Raw genomic sequence first — 16,009 nt, forward strand, 5'->3', positions numbered from 1 at the left:
TTACTTTCAGAACCAGAGTGGAAAGTAATTTAATAATAATACATGAGAATCAGATTCTATACGGAATAGACGGGTCATTAACAAATAAAAGCTTAAAAATTAACAAAAATACATCAATCCTGCGGGGGTGCCCGAGCCAGGTCAAAGGGGACGGGCTCAGATGTGCGTTTTGCACATGGGAATCCCGTTGGCGAAGGCCTGCGTGGGTTCGAATCCCACCCCCCGCACCAGAAACTGAATCTCTGACTTGGTTTTGAGTGGCGTATTTCTTAAATGAGACTGGGTAATTATTGGTTTGGTATTTTGGATTTGGATGACGCTGGCGGGGTTTGCTGATAGTTGATGAGCCTCACCTTTACGGAGACCCTTTCAAGGTGATGTGTCTTTTCGGGGAGCTGAGCTTTGATGATCAATCCCGTCGCTGAATTAACCATTACATAACCTGACCACGTGTTTATTCCTAGTAATTTCACTTTTTCGGTCATGACCATGGTATAATTAATACCATCGTCACTGTAGTTCTCCATAATCTTCGGATTCACGGTATTATTAATACTATTTACCACCTTGTACTTTTCATTATGGTTTATGTTGCTTAATTGATGAATCAATATCACAGCTATTACTAGTAACGATGCAATTATTAACACAGCAATTATTTTAAAATCCATAGTTTTTACCCAATATGCACTTACTTAAATAACCAACGTATCGTAATGACAAGCCCTGCAACTACCTGAGTAAGGCTTATTTATCACATTGCTTTTAGAGCAATGGTTCCCCGCGCCGATAAGACCCGCGGAATCGCGGGCCCGTGAGTCAGTATCCGTCGGGTCATGGGGCTCCCCCAGCACAATCATCTTCGGCATTTCTCACGAATTACGTTAATTATTATCTTCATGGCCTTCTCAAAGTCATCCTTATTAATTGATCCTAAACCAATCCTAACGCCATCATCCCTACCAAAGTACTGCCCGGGTACTGTTAGGACATCCCTACTCAGTAATTCATTGGCGAGTGAGCTCCCTGTAATATCTTCGCACATAACCCTCATGTAGAATATGGGCATGTACTCCACGTAACTAATATCGACGTAATCCTTTATTTCATGTATCATACTCCTCATCGCATCCACATTCGGAATTATTATACTCAAATTCCTCTCCCTAACCCAGCCCCTATTCCTAATGAGTATTGAGGCATACCTAAGGTTAAGGTCAATAACAAGCGGGCTCACCAGGTCGATTATCCCGTTAATTTCCCTTATCACCTTATCATCACCAACCACCCAACCAACCTTGAGCTCTCTCATTGTGTAAAACTTAGATGTGCTAAAGGTAAAGACCACATTCTCCATGGGTAGGTCCCTGAGATTATTCTCCACGAACTCCAGGAATATCGAGTCAATAATGGCATAAGCACCCTTCCTTCTCAATTCATCACTCAACTCCCAAAGAAACTTACTACTAAGGAATACGCCAAGCGGATTATTAGGATTTGAGAAAAAGAGGGCCGAGCCCTTCTCAATATGATTAAGCAATTCAGTTAGTGATCCATTAATTCTCAACTCATTTTGCCTTAAACGTAGGAACCTTGGTAATACCCTTATTGGTTCATACTCGGGTATCACGGTGGTTACCTTCTCAATCAATCCTAATTCTCTCAATGCCGTCAATGCAGCGAAGTTGCCTTCCTGCGTACCATGAGTAATCGCTAAATTTCTCTTATCAACGCCATAAACACTCATTAAATCCTCAATGAAATTACCAGCCCCACCAAGCCTTACTACATCATCCAGTGGTATAGGCGTAACGCCACTACTCGACACGTCATACCTCGCCTTATGGGCTCGTAACCACGTGAAGTGACCTATTTCCACGGTTTAAACGATAGCGCCTCATTATTTATTAATAATACCCACCTCAGGTAAATCTAAAATACCGTGCATTAATTGTTAAGTTATGGCGCACGAGAAGGAGTTTATCCTCGTTATTGACCAGGGAACCACTGGTACGAGGGCTGTATTGATTTCGAGGAATGGCTCAATAATGGGGTATGCATATCATGAGCACACGCAGATTTATCCTAGGCCTGCGTGGGTTGAGCATAACCCACTGGAGATTTGGGAGAAGACTAAGCTCGTGATTAAGGAGGTCCTTGAGTATACTAGGGTTGATCCGAGGAAAATAGCGGCTATTGGAGTTACTAATCAGCGTGAGACCACAGTTATTTGGGATCCGAGGAATGGTCAACCGGTCTATAACGCCATTGTTTGGCAGGACAGAAGAACATCATCTATGGTTGATTACCTGAAGCAGAATTACCTGGGTGTGATTCAGGAGAGGACAGGCCTCGTTCCAGACGCCTATTTCTCTGGGTCAAAGATTTGGTGGCTCCTTGATAATGTACCAGGGCTCAGGGATAGGGCTAGGAAAGGTGAGGTGGTCTTTGGCACTATCGATACCTGGTTAATTTGGAACTTAACCAGAGGTAATAAGGACGTGCTAACGCCCGAGAGGGGTGGTGCCCACGTCACTGACTACAGTAATGCGTCTAGGACCATGATATTCAATATTCACAGGCTTGACTGGGATGATGAACTGCTTGAGATTGAGGGTAAGATACCCAGGGACATACTGCCCTTACCAAGGCCATCAAGTGATAGGAGGATATACGGCTATACAGGCCCTGAAGTTTCCCAACTACTTGGTGGCGTAAGTATCCCAGTCTGTGGTGATGCTGGTGATCAGCAAGCGGCATTGTTTGGGCAGGTTGGTTTCGATGTTGGCGAGGTTAAGTCAACATACGGTACTGGTAATTTCATACTAATGAATATCGGGGACACACCAGTAAGATCTAAGGCAAATCTATTAACCACTATTTACTACTCCATTGAGGAGGGTAAGGCTAAGTACGCACTTGAGGGTAGCATATTTATCACTGGGGCTGCTGTGCAGTGGTTGAGGGATGGCCTTAAGATAATAGAGGTTTCCGACGAGATAGAGCCATTGGCCGCATCAGCTAACGATACAGGCGGTGTTTACTTCGTGCCAGCCTTCACGGGGCTCGGTGCGCCGTATTGGGATCAGTATGCCCGTGGGCTTATAATAGGCATTACACGTGGTACAGAGAGAAAGCACATTGCCAGGGCTGTCCTTGAGGCGATAGCGTACCTAAACAGGGATGTTCTTGAGGCCATGATGAGCGATACGGGGATTAGGATACCTAGGATTAAGGTTGATGGCGGTGCTGCTAGGAATAACTTCCTAATGCAGTTCCAAGCTGACATAACGGGTATTGAAGTCTGGAGGCCGGTGATCTTTGAAACAACATCGCTAGGCGCAGGCTATCTAGCAGGTTTAGCAGTTGGTCTTTGGAAGAGTTTAGATGAAATTGCCAGGAACTGGAAATTGGACAGGGTATTTAAGCCAAGGATGGACTTGGAAACGAGGGAGCGTTTATATAGGGGTTGGAGGGCAGCCGTACAAAGAGCCTTGGGCTGGGCTAAGGAAGTTCCGTGGGCTTATGGATTATAGATAGAAATATAGAATATAAGGTAATTATATATTTATACCGCTTTTATTAATAGTAAAAATATTATGAGGAGAAATTATAATGAATTAAATAAATAGAGATAACACTTAAAAATAATGTTCATCAATTTTCTCCATATGGATGGTCAGGGGTTACCTAAAAGAAGTACATATACGGTTTTGTCAGCGATGGGTTATTTTTTGGATGGTTATGATCTTAGCGTGATCAGTGTTTTCACATATGCCCTTCTTCAGTACAAGTTCTGGCATTACACGAGCTTGGAACTGGGCTTTGTGAGTGGTGCCGCGTTATTGGGTGCTATGGTTGGTGCGATAATTTTTGGTCATTATTCTGATAGACTTGGTCGTAGGTACCTATATATCTGGGATTTGTTATTTTTCGTGATATTTGCCATACTTAGTGCTATTGCTAATAATATTATTCAATTAATTACTTTTAGATTTTTTGTTGGTTGGGGTGTTGGTGCTGATTATTCGCTGAGTCCTGTGTACGCTACTGAGATGTATCCAACGGGTAGAAGGGGTATGGGCTATGGCTGGGTTTGGTCCTTCTGGAGTATTGGAGCATTAGTTTCCTTCTTGATTGGGTATTATTTCTATATTTGGAACCCCATCATTGGATGGCGCTGGGCTCTCGGTCTCGGCGCTGTACCAGCCCTAGTTACTGTAGTACTAAGGGCCAGCATGCCTGAGTCTTCGAGATGGAGAGTTGCTGTACAGGGTACTGAGGATGCTGTTGCGGAGGCAAAGAGACTTTCTGTAGTTACTGGCCTAACCGAAGAGGAGTTGAGTAAATTAATAGAAATTGAGAGAAAACTGATGGACCAGGTAAAACCAGGTGATTGGCGCTGGCTATTCAAAGATGACTTTGCCAAAAGAACAGCCATTGTATGGACACAATGGATACTATATGATATTGGTGCCTATGGATTTGGGCTATACTCACCTGCAATACTTGCAATGCTAGGATTTAAGGGGGCGCTGGCTATACTTCTTTCGTCATTGTTATATGTACCTGGCTTTTTAGGCGCTTTAGGTGCGGCATTTCTAAATGATATTTGGGGAAGAAGGAGGTTACAGTTGATAGGCTTTGGCGGTTCAGCCCTTGGCATGCTATTCGTTGCTTTAGCTGCCATTTGGCAGAGTATGTTTGCATTATTAGCATTAGTTATTGGTGTCATAGGGCTCATACTGTGGTATGGTATTGGTAATCTAGGCCCAGGAAATACAATGGGGCTTTATGCAATTGAGCTATTCCCAACAAAATTAAGGTCAACATCTATGGGCTCTGCCACGGCGATAACTAGGTTCGTATCATTCTTAAGCGCCTTTGAATTTCCATACATTGCGTTAGCCATTGGTAAGTTAACATTCTTTGAATTCTTATTTGCTGTTACACTTTTTGCGTTTGTTTTCACGATATTCTTTACGCCAGAAACTAAGGGTATTCCTCTTGAATTAATAGCAATAGCTAGGACTAAATCGCCGAGTTTGCACCCAAGACTTGAAATTCCAGGTATCGAGAGACATCAGTAATGTTTAATTACTATAATTATTTTAAGTTAAAACGAAAGGCTATGGTTTTGGTCTTTGGGCATAGGGGTGCCATGGGTTATGCCCCTGAGAATACATTGCCCTCGTTTAAGATGGCAATTGATATGGGTGTTGATGGTGTCGAGCTTGATGTTCACATGACTAGGGATGGGGAGGTAGTTGTCATTCATGACTTCACGGTTGATAGAACGACAAATGGTAGAGGTTTTATTAAGGACTTGACTCTGGCTGAGATTAAGAAGCTTGATGCCAGTGCGCGGTTCGGCGGTAAGTGGCGTGGTGTTGCTGTTCCAACGCTTGAGGAGGTGTTTAGGGAGTTTGGTAGGAGGATTAAGTATAAGGTTGAGATTAAGCGTGGTGGTGATTATTACCCTGGTATTGAGAGGAGGGTTGTCGAGTTGATTAGGAGGTATGGCGTGGATGCCCAGGTTATTTCCTTTGACTTTGACGCCCTGAGTAATGTTAGGGCTATTGATAAGGACATAGAGATTGGCATAATATTTATTGGCAGGATTTCCTGGTTCATCGACATTGCCAAGAAGTTGAATGCACAGTGGCTTCATGCATCCCATGACTTAATTGACGAGAGGGGTATTGAGATGGCGCATAGGCTTGGGTTGAAGGTCGGTGCCTGGACTGTGAATGATGAGGAGGAGGCGAGGCGCCTCGTTGATATGGGCGTTGATGACATTACGAGTAACTACCCAGACAGGATTTTACGTGTTGTTAAGACCGGTAAGGTGATTTAGCACATGGAGTTTGACATAGCCGTAATTGGTGGTGGAGTTAACGGGGTATTCACGGCACTGGATTTAGCCCTTAGGGGACTGAAGGTAGTGTTGCTTGAGAGGGGGGTCGTTGGTGGTGGGACGTCGGGTAAAATGCATGGTTTACTGCATAGTGGTGCTAGGTACGTGGTTACTGATCCTAAGGCTGCTGTTGAGTGCGCGGAGGAGAATAGGATAATCGCCAGGGTAGCCCCTCACGTGGTTGATGATACTGGTGGTTACTTCGTGGCAATTACTAAGGAGGACCTGGACTTCCAAGACGAATTCATTAATGGATTAAAGAGGGCCAATATTGATTATAGGATCATTGATGTTAGGGAAGCCATTAGGGAGGAGCCTAACCTGAACCCTGAGGTTAAGGCCGTCGTCGAGGTTCCTGATAAGGTTGTGTATGCGAGGGAATTGTTAATGAGCGCCGCCATTTCGGCATACATCGAGGGTGCGTTAATTATTCAGGATGCAGAGGTGGTGGGCTTTGATGTTAATGGTGATGAAATAACAAGTGCGAGGGTTAAGGATCATGTTAAAGGCGATATTAGGCGTGTTAATGCGAGGGTATTCGTTAATGCGGCTGGTCCTTGGGCTGGGAAGGTGGCTGGTATGGCTGGTATAAGCGTTGATGTCATGCCTACGATGGGTGTTATGGTAGTTTACAGGCATAGGCTAACGAGGAGGGTTATCAATAGGATGAGGCCTCCATCCGATGGCGATATACTCGTGCCTTATGGTTCGGTATCTATCATGGGGACCACGGCAGTCATTATTGAGGATCCCGACAACATCACAATAACTAAGGACGACATCGAATTCCTAACATCAGAGGGCTCTCAAATGGTTCCTGCATTGACCAGGGAACCCATTGTTAGGGCTTACGCATCGGTTAGGCCGTTAATAAGTATGCCAGGGGCTACGGGTAGGGAAGCTACTAGGGACTTCATGGTTGTGGGTCATGAAAAACCGAGAAACCTGGTCTCGGTCATTGGTGGTAAGTTCACCACGGGAAGGTTAGTCGGTGAGAAGTTGGCCGATGAGGTTTCGAAGATTCTGGGTGTGAATAAGGCATCGAGGACCAGGGATTACACATTATTCGGCGCTGACTTGAGCATTAATATTAAGGATTTAGATCCTGAGACAGCCTCAATTATTAAGTCGTTTAGGGGGAGTATTGATGAGGAGAGGGGTTTGATCGCATCGTTATCGTTAATAGTTCAACATATCACCCGTAGGAGTAGGTCGTTAATTGGGTGGTCCTGATGTCAAGTGAACTGCATTATAATGGTTCGTTCACAATAAGTAAGGCGCCCAGTGATGTTTTAAATTTCATAACCGACTTATCTAGGGCGATAACCTGCATACCAAATATTGTTAATTACGAGGTGCTTAATAAGGATAGGGTTAGGGCTAGGTTTAGGGTTGACCTGGGCAATGAAGTCCCTATTGCCGAGTTAAGGAGGATAACAACGGATGCAATTATAGAATTAATTAGCCAGTCAGGTAATGAGATTAAGTATAGAGTTGATGGTCGGGCCGCGGGTAGTACAATAAGTGTACTACTGACTATAAGGGTTAACGGGTCAGGTAATGACTCTAGGATTGACTGGGATGCCGTGGCAAGTCTAGGTAGGCTTCTTCAGCTAATGAGTAAGTTCGTAAATATTGATTCCCTGGTTAAGAGGATTTCCGAGGATACTATTCACGGATTTATAGAGTGCCTGTTGAGGTAAGTAGTTTATTTATCTCGTAAATTTAAAAGTAGTATTTCAATAATTATTTCATGACTCAGAGGGTTGAGGATAGGGTTTTGCTTGGCACGGGCATTAATGCCTATTACAGGTGTTGGTTGGCCGATAAGCCTTTAGGCATTGTAATTGGGGTTCATGGCTTCGCAGAGCATAGTGGTAGGTATAATGACTTCGGTAATTACCTATCAAGTAATGGGTACTCACTATGTATGGAGGATTTGAGGGGTCATGGGTTAACGGCAGGTCCTCGGGACCTCGGTTATGTGGATAGCTTCGACCTATTCCTAAACGACCTCGAGGAATTCATAGAACTAATGCTTAAGAGGACTGGCTTTAGCTCGGCGTTTCTATTCGGCCACTCAATGGGAGGCCTAATAGTGCTTCATTACCTTGGTAGGATAAGTAAGGGAGTTCGTGCAGCGATAACCAGCGGTGCTGCCGCAATAGTCAATGTTAGTACTGGTTCCTGGCTTATGCTATCATTACTCAATACATTAGCGCCAAGGCATAGACTGAACCTACCAATAAACCCTGAGTTTTTAACGCATGATAAGAGGATTGTGGAGGAGTACGTAAATGACCCACTCGTATTTAAGAAGCCGACGGTCAGAATACTGTATGAGCTTGTTAGGGCGTCGAGGAGTGTTTGGAAGTATATCGATAACATATCGGTGCCCATAATGATGATGCATGGTGGTGAGGACAAGATAGTGCCTCCAAGGGCCACTCAGGAAGTGTTCAGTAGGTTGAGGGTCGGTGATAAGGCTATGAAGGTCTATGATGGCATGTACCATGAAATACTAAATGAGTTAAATAAAAATGTGGTTTATGAGGACGTGCTAAGTTGGTTGAAGGCCCATACCTAGTTCGCCGCAGTTCCTGTACGCGTCAATTACCGCCTTTAAATCACGTAGCGCCACTTCAGGTGGCATTGGGACATCAGTGTTATTGATTACTGACTGTATGAAGAGCTCAATCTCCCTTTCAACCGCGTTTATCCTCTCAACGTTTATCCTTTCCTGCCTTCCATCAATATTAATTATTAAGTCACCGTATGGTTTACCAGGTACACGACTACCTGGGTCCTCCATTATGAATCCATGCTCGCCATAGATCTCAAAGGCCGATGCCCTATCACCACCAGGCGCTGACCAGGAATAAAGCAGGATACCCACGGCGCCATTTCTAAACCTAAATATTGATACACTGATGTCCTCACCCTCGAGCCCGGCAAAGCCGCGTGTGCACACAGATTTTACCTCAATATAGTCGCCACCGAGATTAAGTAACGTATCTACATAGTGAATACCACCATCAATAAGCGCACCACCACCCATCAACTCCCTAACCCTCCTCCAACCACCCGGCGAATTATACTGAAGCTTCCTAACAATAATCATTGAGACCCTACCCAATTGACTCATTAATTCCCTTGCCCTCCACACTGATGGGTCGAAGTAGTGGTTCTCTAGGACCATGAATTTCCTACCACTTGACTTAGCAACATTTATTATGCTCATAGCCTCCTCAATAGTCCTTGCTATTGGTTTCTCAAGCATAACATGCTTACCTGCCTCAAGCGCGGCTATGCTCATGGGCATGTGGGCATCATGACTAACAACAAGGTCTACTATATCCACGTCGGACCTAAGTACATCACTATATCTCGTGAAATAACCACTGGCATCATACTCCCTATGGCAATCCCTAGCGAATTCCTCGGTCCTACTAAACACGTAAACCTCCAACCCATACCTATCACGCAATTTTGATAGTGCATTTAGATGAACCTTACCAAAACCCCTACACCCAACGACTGCGATTTTAAGGACCATTAGTAATGCCATTGTATGTCATTATTTAAGGGATTTCCTCGCGAACACCTTCCTCGGATCAACCCTGTAAAACACCCTACCAGCCCCGTGGAGTGGTATGTTTGTCTTACTAAAGTCGATACTCCACTCATCGGCAATTCCAGGCTTCACCTTAACCTTCAGCACCTCAAACACGAACAACGTGCTCTCACCAACATCCAGCCTATTCATGACTCTCGTCTCATATACGGCAATAGCATCCCTCCAAGTCGGTACCTTAATAACGTCGCTCGGCACCAATTGTATCTGGAACTCCCTTATCTTATCCACATCCTTACCTGAGACAGAACCGAGTTGATAAATCAAGTCTACCTGGTCAATACTCGGTATATTAATTGTGGCCTCAGGGTGATGATTAAGGCACTGGTATGTGAAGGCCTCCCTATAAACGGCCACACCAATCGTCGGCGGTTCCTCTGATATTGGTAAATTCCAACTGGCTGGCATGGCATTAACCCTATCGCCAGGGCACAGCGTGATTAACAGTATTGTGGGCCTTGGGTGCAGTAATCTATAAAACACGCCTTTATACTCTATGAACGACACACATAGGGACTCTACGGCATTTAAAAGCTTAGTTCCTCGTCTCTCAATATTATTCATGTATTTTACCAAGCATTACCAATTATTGTGAGTATGTGGTAATTTTATTTCGTAGTGCTAATGATAATTGATGTATGATTACGTGATTCATTGCGGGAGGGTTAATGAGGATTCACTGGTTGGTTCATCAATTAAGGAAGTTATCAATTGGGCAGTGGGTAAGGTAATGAGTAATGAGAAGGCGTTGGTCATAATGGGTGAGTCAGGTAGTGGTAAGACTACGGCGCTACTGGCAATAATGAATAGATTGAGAAAGTTAGGCATACCTGTGGCCTATGTAAATACATACAACGAGATAGGACTTAAATCAGTAAAGCTCGTTGATTGCCATAATGATGGGAATGCGAGGGTCCTTCTCATTGATGATGTTGACGCGGCATTTACAGTGCCAAGGATGGCGCAGGGCTTTATTAATAAGGTTCTTGGGTTCAGTGGTACTGTAATCACCACGTTAACAATACCACTACTCGTGGGTAATGACTTAGAAATGCTCGAGCCATTGATAAAGTTTTTACACTCAGCGTCGAGAATGGTTATTGAGTATCGTGAGGAGGACTTAAGGATCCTTGCCCGGAGAATAGGGGTTAATGTTAATTATGTTAAGCCGGCAATGAGAACACCGGGCATGGTACTCAGGAACTTCAGGAAATTAGGTAGTGGAGACTCGACAATTAATGATGTACTTAATGATGGTAATGTTGTGCTATAGTATTCCACGGAACTCCTCCCTAGTTCTCTCAATAAGCATCTCTGAACAATCGAGTATATTTGTACTACCTAAGTCAATTAGGTTTACACCAATACCGTTTATCTTAAAGATCTCAAGGTTAATCCAACTTATTTTTAGAAGGCTAGGGTTGATGCTGCCTTGAATAGATGATGCCGTAAGTGCATGTTCACCATTTATTAAATACTCAATAGTACTACCCCTCTCATCAAATTTGACGTCGATGTACTCCCTGAGTGTGTTAAGGTCATCCCTTAATACGTAAGCTTTGATGTAGGTGTCATTCAATTTATTAATGCTTATTAAGTATTCAGCGGCGTCAATGTTTGTGGGAACTCTGTTCAAGCCTTTGGTCAGGAGGTATATGTACGTGTCAGCGAGGATGTCGAGACCTAGATGTGTCGGGTTTATTACGAAATATATAGGAAGTGTTATTAAGCCCTCCACCACAATGCTCGTTGGGTTTTCAAACATCTTCTCAAGCGGTATCAATGATCCGCCATCAATGCTCCTTATCTTAACGTCAATACCGTACTTCCTCATCAACGCCTTATCAAGGTATGTCACCCTCTCCCCCTCGCGTATTGCCTTATCCTTGCACGTCACTGATAATATGCCCTCATTGGCGCTTATTGATATGCAGTCGTTGAATTCCGCGTACTTAGTATTGTCAATAGACCAATTATTTATCTTTGCTAAATCAGCCAACAGAGCCACTGAGTCCTCCGTAATTATGTAATCGATATTCTTGCCATCAACCCTATAATCATAGGCATTGTATGGATATAGATTGATGATGTCCTCAGTACTTAATGACATTAATGAACCCTCCCTGATCGCCTTAACTATGAATGCTTCCTTAACCATGTCATTGACAATCCTCTTAATCCTTACTAGGATCTCAAGCGCATTCATTTAATTAATGATTGAAATTAAAATTTAAAAACTTATCAACTGATTTTAGCCATCACTACGTTATCAACAAAATTCCTGAACCCAAGTATAACTTATTTAAATTCACATTAACTATACTATACGTGGACATCCTAACAATTAGGGAATTCCTTAAGGAGCACATTGACAAGTTATATAGCGAGTTCAGTGCCTACGAACCACTGCTTAGGATTACGACCAATAAGGCGGTGGTAATTGGGGACCTTCATGGCGATGTCAATACATTACTACGGATAATAGAGCGGTTCCCGCCAGATAATTGGATGTACATAATGCTTGGGGATTACGTGGATAGGGGTGAGCATCAAATAGAGACGTTGTACCTTGCATTAAGGTTATTTCTTGAACATAAGGCTGTGTTATTAAGGGGTAACCATGAATCACCATTGACTAATTACGAATATGGCTTCTACATAGAGCTATTGAGGAAGTTTGGACCGTACGACGGCGACTCGATTTACGATAGGCTAAAGGAATTATTCTCACAAATGCCTGTATCGGCAATACTGAATGATAAGTACTTCCTGGTACATGGTGGTTTACCCATAAATAATATTAGTATTGATAACATAGCTAAGTTACCGAAGCCTGATGAGATTCCAAACAATGAAGTAACATTTCAGTTATTATGGAATGACCCATCAGACGACGTTAAATATTATGAACCAAATATCATTAGGGGGCCCGGCACTTATGTATTTGGACCAGCATTAACGGAGAGCTTCCTTAATAGTAGTGGATTGAAAATGATTATTCGTGGGCATGAGTACACGCCGCAGGGTTATAAATGGAACCATGGAGGTAAAGTGCTTACCGTGTTCTCATCAAGGGCAGGTCCTTACAGTGATACGAGACCTCACGTAGTAGTAATCGATAATGATTCATTAAATATAATCGATGTTTCATAGTTTACATTAATGACTTACTCAGTCTGGGGCTTGGCTCAGTCATGGGTCCTAATCAGAGGTGGTCATCACGCATATTCATAATTTATGAAGTGATTTAAATATTATTATCTTAGAATGATTTATAAAGGGGTTCCTTCCCAATAGTGTTGTAAGGCGGTTACTACGTCCGAGTCCGAAAGACCGAGAAGGAGAAACTTCCAAAGAGGTAGGGGTAGAGGTCCAAGAGGTCCTAAGCCAGTAAATGTTGGCGATGTGATAGAGGTAAGCATAGTGGAGACTTCGAAGAGAGGTGATGGCATAGCTAGAGTGAAGGGCTTTGTGATTTTTGTACCTAATACAAAGCCAGGGGATAAGGTTAAGGTCAAGATAACGAAGATCGGTAGGACATACGCAGTAGCTGAGGTCGCACAGGAAGGTTCCTCAACGACGCAGGAAGTTACTGAGGGTACGGAAGAAGAAACTGGGACTGAGGAATTCGGAGAGGGAACGGAGGAATAGCGTTCTTCCTAACCCGGGTTCATTAAATTAAAAATTATCCGTGAAGTATTCCCTTAAGTATCACCTGGGGTCCTTTCAATACTGAGAATTTAATCATGGACATAGGTACTTGGTAATACCAAGCACTTCCACTCATTATTCTCTTAATTAAGTTCCTGGTACTTGATATGGAGAAGGCACTTATTCCAAGTCTCCCCATCACTAGGTGGTCAATTCCATACGTACCCAGCGATAAGTAGTATGCCAGTGATAAGTTCTTAATTAATGGCTTAATAATACCTAGATAATTACTTGCGAATTCAACCGGGCTACTTGAATGCCTTAGGGTCAATGCGGCCAATGCGCCACTGTACATTGCGTAAAAGATGCCCTCGCCAGTGGTTGGGTCGGCAAGCCCAGCCGCATCGCCAACTAGGGCTATGCGTTTAGAGACTATCCTATCACGGGCTTTAATTGGTATAGGGTGACCGCGTACCTCCCCCTCTCGTAACCCAACATCACTTACATACTTGATTAATTGGGTCCTATAATCACCCCAGCGTATTGAGCCAATACCAACGTCATACTCCCCATCACCCCGCGGAAATACCCATGAATAACCCCACTTAATCCTCGTCATATCTATTACACATACATCATTTAGGTAATTACCATGTGCTATGGTCATGAACGCCATAGCCGTACCCCTCCTTATGTCATTACCCAATTGCCTGGCTATTACGGAATTGGCGCCATCAGCTGCGATCACGTATTTACTTACATATGTATCATTCATACCAATGGCATTAACGTACTCCCCATGAACATCAACCCCAACAATTCTATCAACAAGGTAATCAGCACCCATTTCCAAGGCGCTAGATAGTAAGTAATTATCGAACTCATCCCTAGAGACTATGCTTATTATTGGGTCATTATCCATTAATAGGAAGGAGCCAGCATTATTAACGATAATAACCCTCTTACACGTATCTCTAACCACACTATTTAATTCGATACCAAGCCCCTTCAGTAAAGCCACGGATTTCTGCGTTAAACCACCACCGCAAGGTTTAATCCTTGGAAATCGAAATCTGTCCAGTATCAACACCCTTAAACCGAGTTTTGCAGCTACGTACGCAGCCATGGAACCTGACGGACCTGCGCCAATCACTATTACGTCATACATGTTAACCATTCCTACTTTGAAATAAAGCAAGAACTTTAATTCATATACCCTTTTTTCATTAGCTTTACTTGCTCATTTACGTGGAATCACTAATCGGAATCCATATAGGAGAATGATAAGTACACCAGCTACATAAAACATGGTTAATAATTGATCATTCAGTATTAGCACTATTATCGTAGCGGTTAGCATTAGGACGATCGATAATTCATGGACTAGATCCCTCAGGAATGAATATCTATGGGTCAGGTAACCCTTTGGTGTTGGTATCCACTCCCACTCATCGGTTATTAATGATTCTATTGAGTATATGAGCATTGGGAATGACATGAGTATTGTAAGTAATACTGACCTCGCAGCATTCGTAAAGAAATCCCACGTTTTGTAGCCAATACTATTACTGATCAACCACAGTACCGTAGCCAATGGCGCCACAGTAAGGGCGTTTAGTGCTTCAAGGAGTAGTATTGGCATTGGTGGAATTAAAACGCCAATTACCGAGAGAATTACGGTCGCAAGTATCGATAGCGCCACAAAGGACATGCTTGGAAATTGAAGCATCCAAAGCACGCCATCAATCTTCTCCCATATTGAGGCATAATCACTCATAATCAGTAACTTCAGGTTATGCTTCATATTCCAAATACTATTAAATAACCACCTACTGAATTGCTTCTTAAATGCCAAATACGTATTCGGCACCTCGCTATAAACGTCAGAATCAATTAAACCGATCCTGTAGCCTTTTGATCTTAACCTTATACTAAGGTCAAGATCCTCACCTGTGCATTCGCAAAATCCGTTGACTGAGTCGAGGACTTTCCTCCAGATAACTAGGTTATTACCTGTTATGGCTGGGAAACCACCACTGAGGAATCTACCCCTAATGAAGACTTCATTGTAAACGTCATACATGAACTTCAGTAGCCTTGAAATGGCGTTATTAGTTATGTAGTACCCTTTCCACACTGCGGTGACTGCGTCATAACCACTCAATAATGCGCTAACAGCCTTTAGCAGGTAATCACTGGGCATTATGGTATCTACATCGAACACCGCGATGACGTCACCCCTCGCATGTTTAATGCCGTAATTAAGGGCACCACCCTTATACCCTCTATTAATTGTTCTGCGTATTACTTTAACATTTATACCCAACCTAGTGGTAATCGGCGTTATTATCTTTATGAGGCTATTTACGTAGTATTCAGGGTCATCACTTATGAATATTACCTCAAACAAATCCTTAGGATAATTAAGTGATGCCATGGTCTGTAGGCTTCGTTCTATTGTTAGGAAATCCTCATTCTTAATAGGAATAAGTATTGATATGAATGGCAAATTGTGTGCTGATTTATTAATAATTCTTGGCACACCGTTCTTATTGTTATGTGTTCTCACATACCTTAGACTTACTATGCCGTACCTAACCAGCACCGCTATTTGTATGAGACTTAGTACGAGCATAGCTATCGTTATTACATACGTTATTGACAGTATCGTTAATGCCAGTGGAGTTAATGGTCTTGTTAGGATTCCCCAGGGGTATTGGTTCATTATGTACTGCTGGACTACCTGTCTTGTCAATTCCTTAATCACGATATACTCGTTATTGCTCATTACGTAATGCCAAGTAGTA

Annotated in this window: 15 protein-coding genes, 1 tRNA gene and 1 pseudogene; 10 read left to right on the forward strand and 7 right to left on the reverse strand. The window is 43.1% G+C overall.

Annotated features, from left to right (window positions below):
* The first annotated feature begins 121 nt into the window (after positions 1-121).
* A tRNA-Leu gene (locus VDIS_RS07345) sits at positions 122-230 on the forward strand.
* Positions 231-287: 57 nt separating this feature from the next.
* Here VDIS_RS07345 and VDIS_RS07350 read toward each other — a convergent pair.
* Positions 288-671, reverse strand: coding sequence for a hypothetical protein (locus VDIS_RS07350; RefSeq protein WP_013336604.1), 384 nt, complete (start codon positions 669-671; stop codon positions 288-290).
* Between the two features lie 185 nt (positions 672-856).
* Positions 857-1,879 (reverse strand): pyridoxal phosphate-dependent aminotransferase, encoded by a 1,023-nt coding sequence (locus tag VDIS_RS07355; protein ID WP_013336606.1) that lies wholly within the window; start codon positions 1,877-1,879, stop codon positions 857-859.
* A gap of 82 nt (positions 1,880-1,961) precedes the next feature.
* Here VDIS_RS07355 and glpK point away from each other — a divergent pair, with 82 nt between their 5' ends.
* The 6 genes from glpK to VDIS_RS07385 all read left to right on the forward strand — a co-directional run bounded on the left by glpK (position 1,962) and on the right by VDIS_RS07385 (position 8,504).
* On the forward strand, positions 1,962-3,536 hold the full coding sequence (gene glpK / locus VDIS_RS07360) for a glycerol kinase GlpK (RefSeq protein WP_013336607.1): 1,575 nt from the start codon (positions 1,962-1,964) through the stop codon (positions 3,534-3,536).
* A 135-nt stretch (positions 3,537-3,671) separates the two neighbouring features.
* Positions 3,672-5,090: an MFS transporter gene (locus tag VDIS_RS07365; RefSeq protein ID WP_052885798.1), complete on the forward strand. Its 1,419-nt coding sequence runs from the start codon at positions 3,672-3,674 to the stop codon at positions 5,088-5,090.
* Positions 5,091-5,131: 41 nt separating this feature from the next.
* Complete coding sequence (locus VDIS_RS07370) at positions 5,132-5,857, forward strand: glycerophosphodiester phosphodiesterase (RefSeq protein WP_013336609.1); 726 nt, start codon at positions 5,132-5,134, stop codon at positions 5,855-5,857.
* Between the two features lie 3 nt (positions 5,858-5,860).
* The gene (locus tag VDIS_RS07375) at positions 5,861-7,150 is read left to right on the forward strand and encodes an FAD-dependent oxidoreductase (protein WP_013336610.1); all 1,290 of its coding nucleotides are present in this window, start codon (positions 5,861-5,863) and stop codon (positions 7,148-7,150) included.
* Positions 7,150-7,620, forward strand: coding sequence for an SRPBCC family protein (locus VDIS_RS07380; protein WP_013336611.1), 471 nt, complete (start codon positions 7,150-7,152; stop codon positions 7,618-7,620). Before VDIS_RS07375 ends, VDIS_RS07380 begins: the two co-directional genes overlap by 1 nt.
* A gap of 50 nt (positions 7,621-7,670) precedes the next feature.
* A complete protein-coding gene (locus VDIS_RS07385) occupies positions 7,671-8,504 on the forward strand; it encodes an alpha/beta hydrolase (RefSeq protein ID WP_013336612.1) in 834 nt (277 codons plus the stop codon).
* On the opposite strand, the gene VDIS_RS07390 is transcribed toward VDIS_RS07385, so the two are convergent.
* Entirely contained in the window at positions 8,478-9,473 is a 996-nt protein-coding gene (locus VDIS_RS07390; protein WP_013336613.1) for a Gfo/Idh/MocA family protein, read from the reverse strand. The genes VDIS_RS07385 and VDIS_RS07390 overlap by 27 nt on opposite strands.
* A 21-nt stretch (positions 9,474-9,494) precedes the next feature.
* Entirely contained in the window at positions 9,495-10,115 is a 621-nt protein-coding gene (locus VDIS_RS07395; protein ID WP_013336614.1) for a flavin reductase family protein, read from the reverse strand.
* Between the two features lie 70 nt (positions 10,116-10,185).
* Here VDIS_RS07395 and VDIS_RS07400 point away from each other — a divergent pair, with 70 nt between their 5' ends.
* Positions 10,186-10,824: a P-loop NTPase family protein gene (locus VDIS_RS07400; RefSeq protein WP_013336615.1), complete on the forward strand. Its 639-nt coding sequence runs from the start codon at positions 10,186-10,188 to the stop codon at positions 10,822-10,824.
* Here the strand turns inward: VDIS_RS07400 and VDIS_RS07405 are convergent.
* Positions 10,819-11,757, reverse strand: a complete 939-nt coding sequence (locus VDIS_RS07405) for a hypothetical protein (protein ID WP_013336616.1) — start codon at positions 11,755-11,757, stop codon at positions 10,819-10,821. The genes VDIS_RS07400 and VDIS_RS07405 overlap by 6 nt on opposite strands.
* Positions 11,758-11,879: 122 nt before the next feature.
* On the opposite strand from VDIS_RS07405, the gene VDIS_RS07410 reads away from it, so the two are divergent.
* Together VDIS_RS07410 and VDIS_RS13170 are read left to right on the forward strand one after the other, a co-directional pair.
* Positions 11,880-12,704: a metallophosphoesterase gene (locus VDIS_RS07410; RefSeq protein ID WP_013336617.1), complete on the forward strand. Its 825-nt coding sequence runs from the start codon at positions 11,880-11,882 to the stop codon at positions 12,702-12,704.
* Between the two features lie 249 nt (positions 12,705-12,953).
* Positions 12,954-13,202 (forward strand): annotated as a pseudogene (locus VDIS_RS13170) (TRAM domain-containing protein); the annotation flags it as partial.
* A gap of 34 nt (positions 13,203-13,236) precedes the next feature.
* On the opposite strand, the gene VDIS_RS07420 reads toward VDIS_RS13170, so the two are convergent.
* Both VDIS_RS07420 and VDIS_RS07425 read right to left on the reverse strand, forming a co-directional pair.
* Positions 13,237-14,379 carry a geranylgeranyl reductase family protein gene (locus tag VDIS_RS07420; protein WP_013336618.1) on the reverse strand — a complete coding sequence of 381 codons (1,143 nt, stop codon included), beginning with the start codon at positions 14,377-14,379 and terminating at the stop codon, positions 13,237-13,239.
* A 63-nt stretch (positions 14,380-14,442) separates the two neighbouring features.
* Positions 14,443-15,990 carry a glycosyltransferase family 2 protein gene (locus tag VDIS_RS07425; RefSeq protein ID WP_013336619.1) on the reverse strand — a complete coding sequence of 516 codons (1,548 nt, stop codon included), beginning with the start codon at positions 15,988-15,990 and terminating at the stop codon, positions 14,443-14,445.
* Positions 15,991-16,009 lie beyond the last annotated feature (19 nt).

The sequence above is a fragment of the Vulcanisaeta distributa DSM 14429 genome (assembly GCF_000148385.1).
Taxonomy (GTDB): Archaea; Thermoproteota; Thermoprotei; order Thermoproteales; family Thermocladiaceae; genus Vulcanisaeta; species Vulcanisaeta distributa.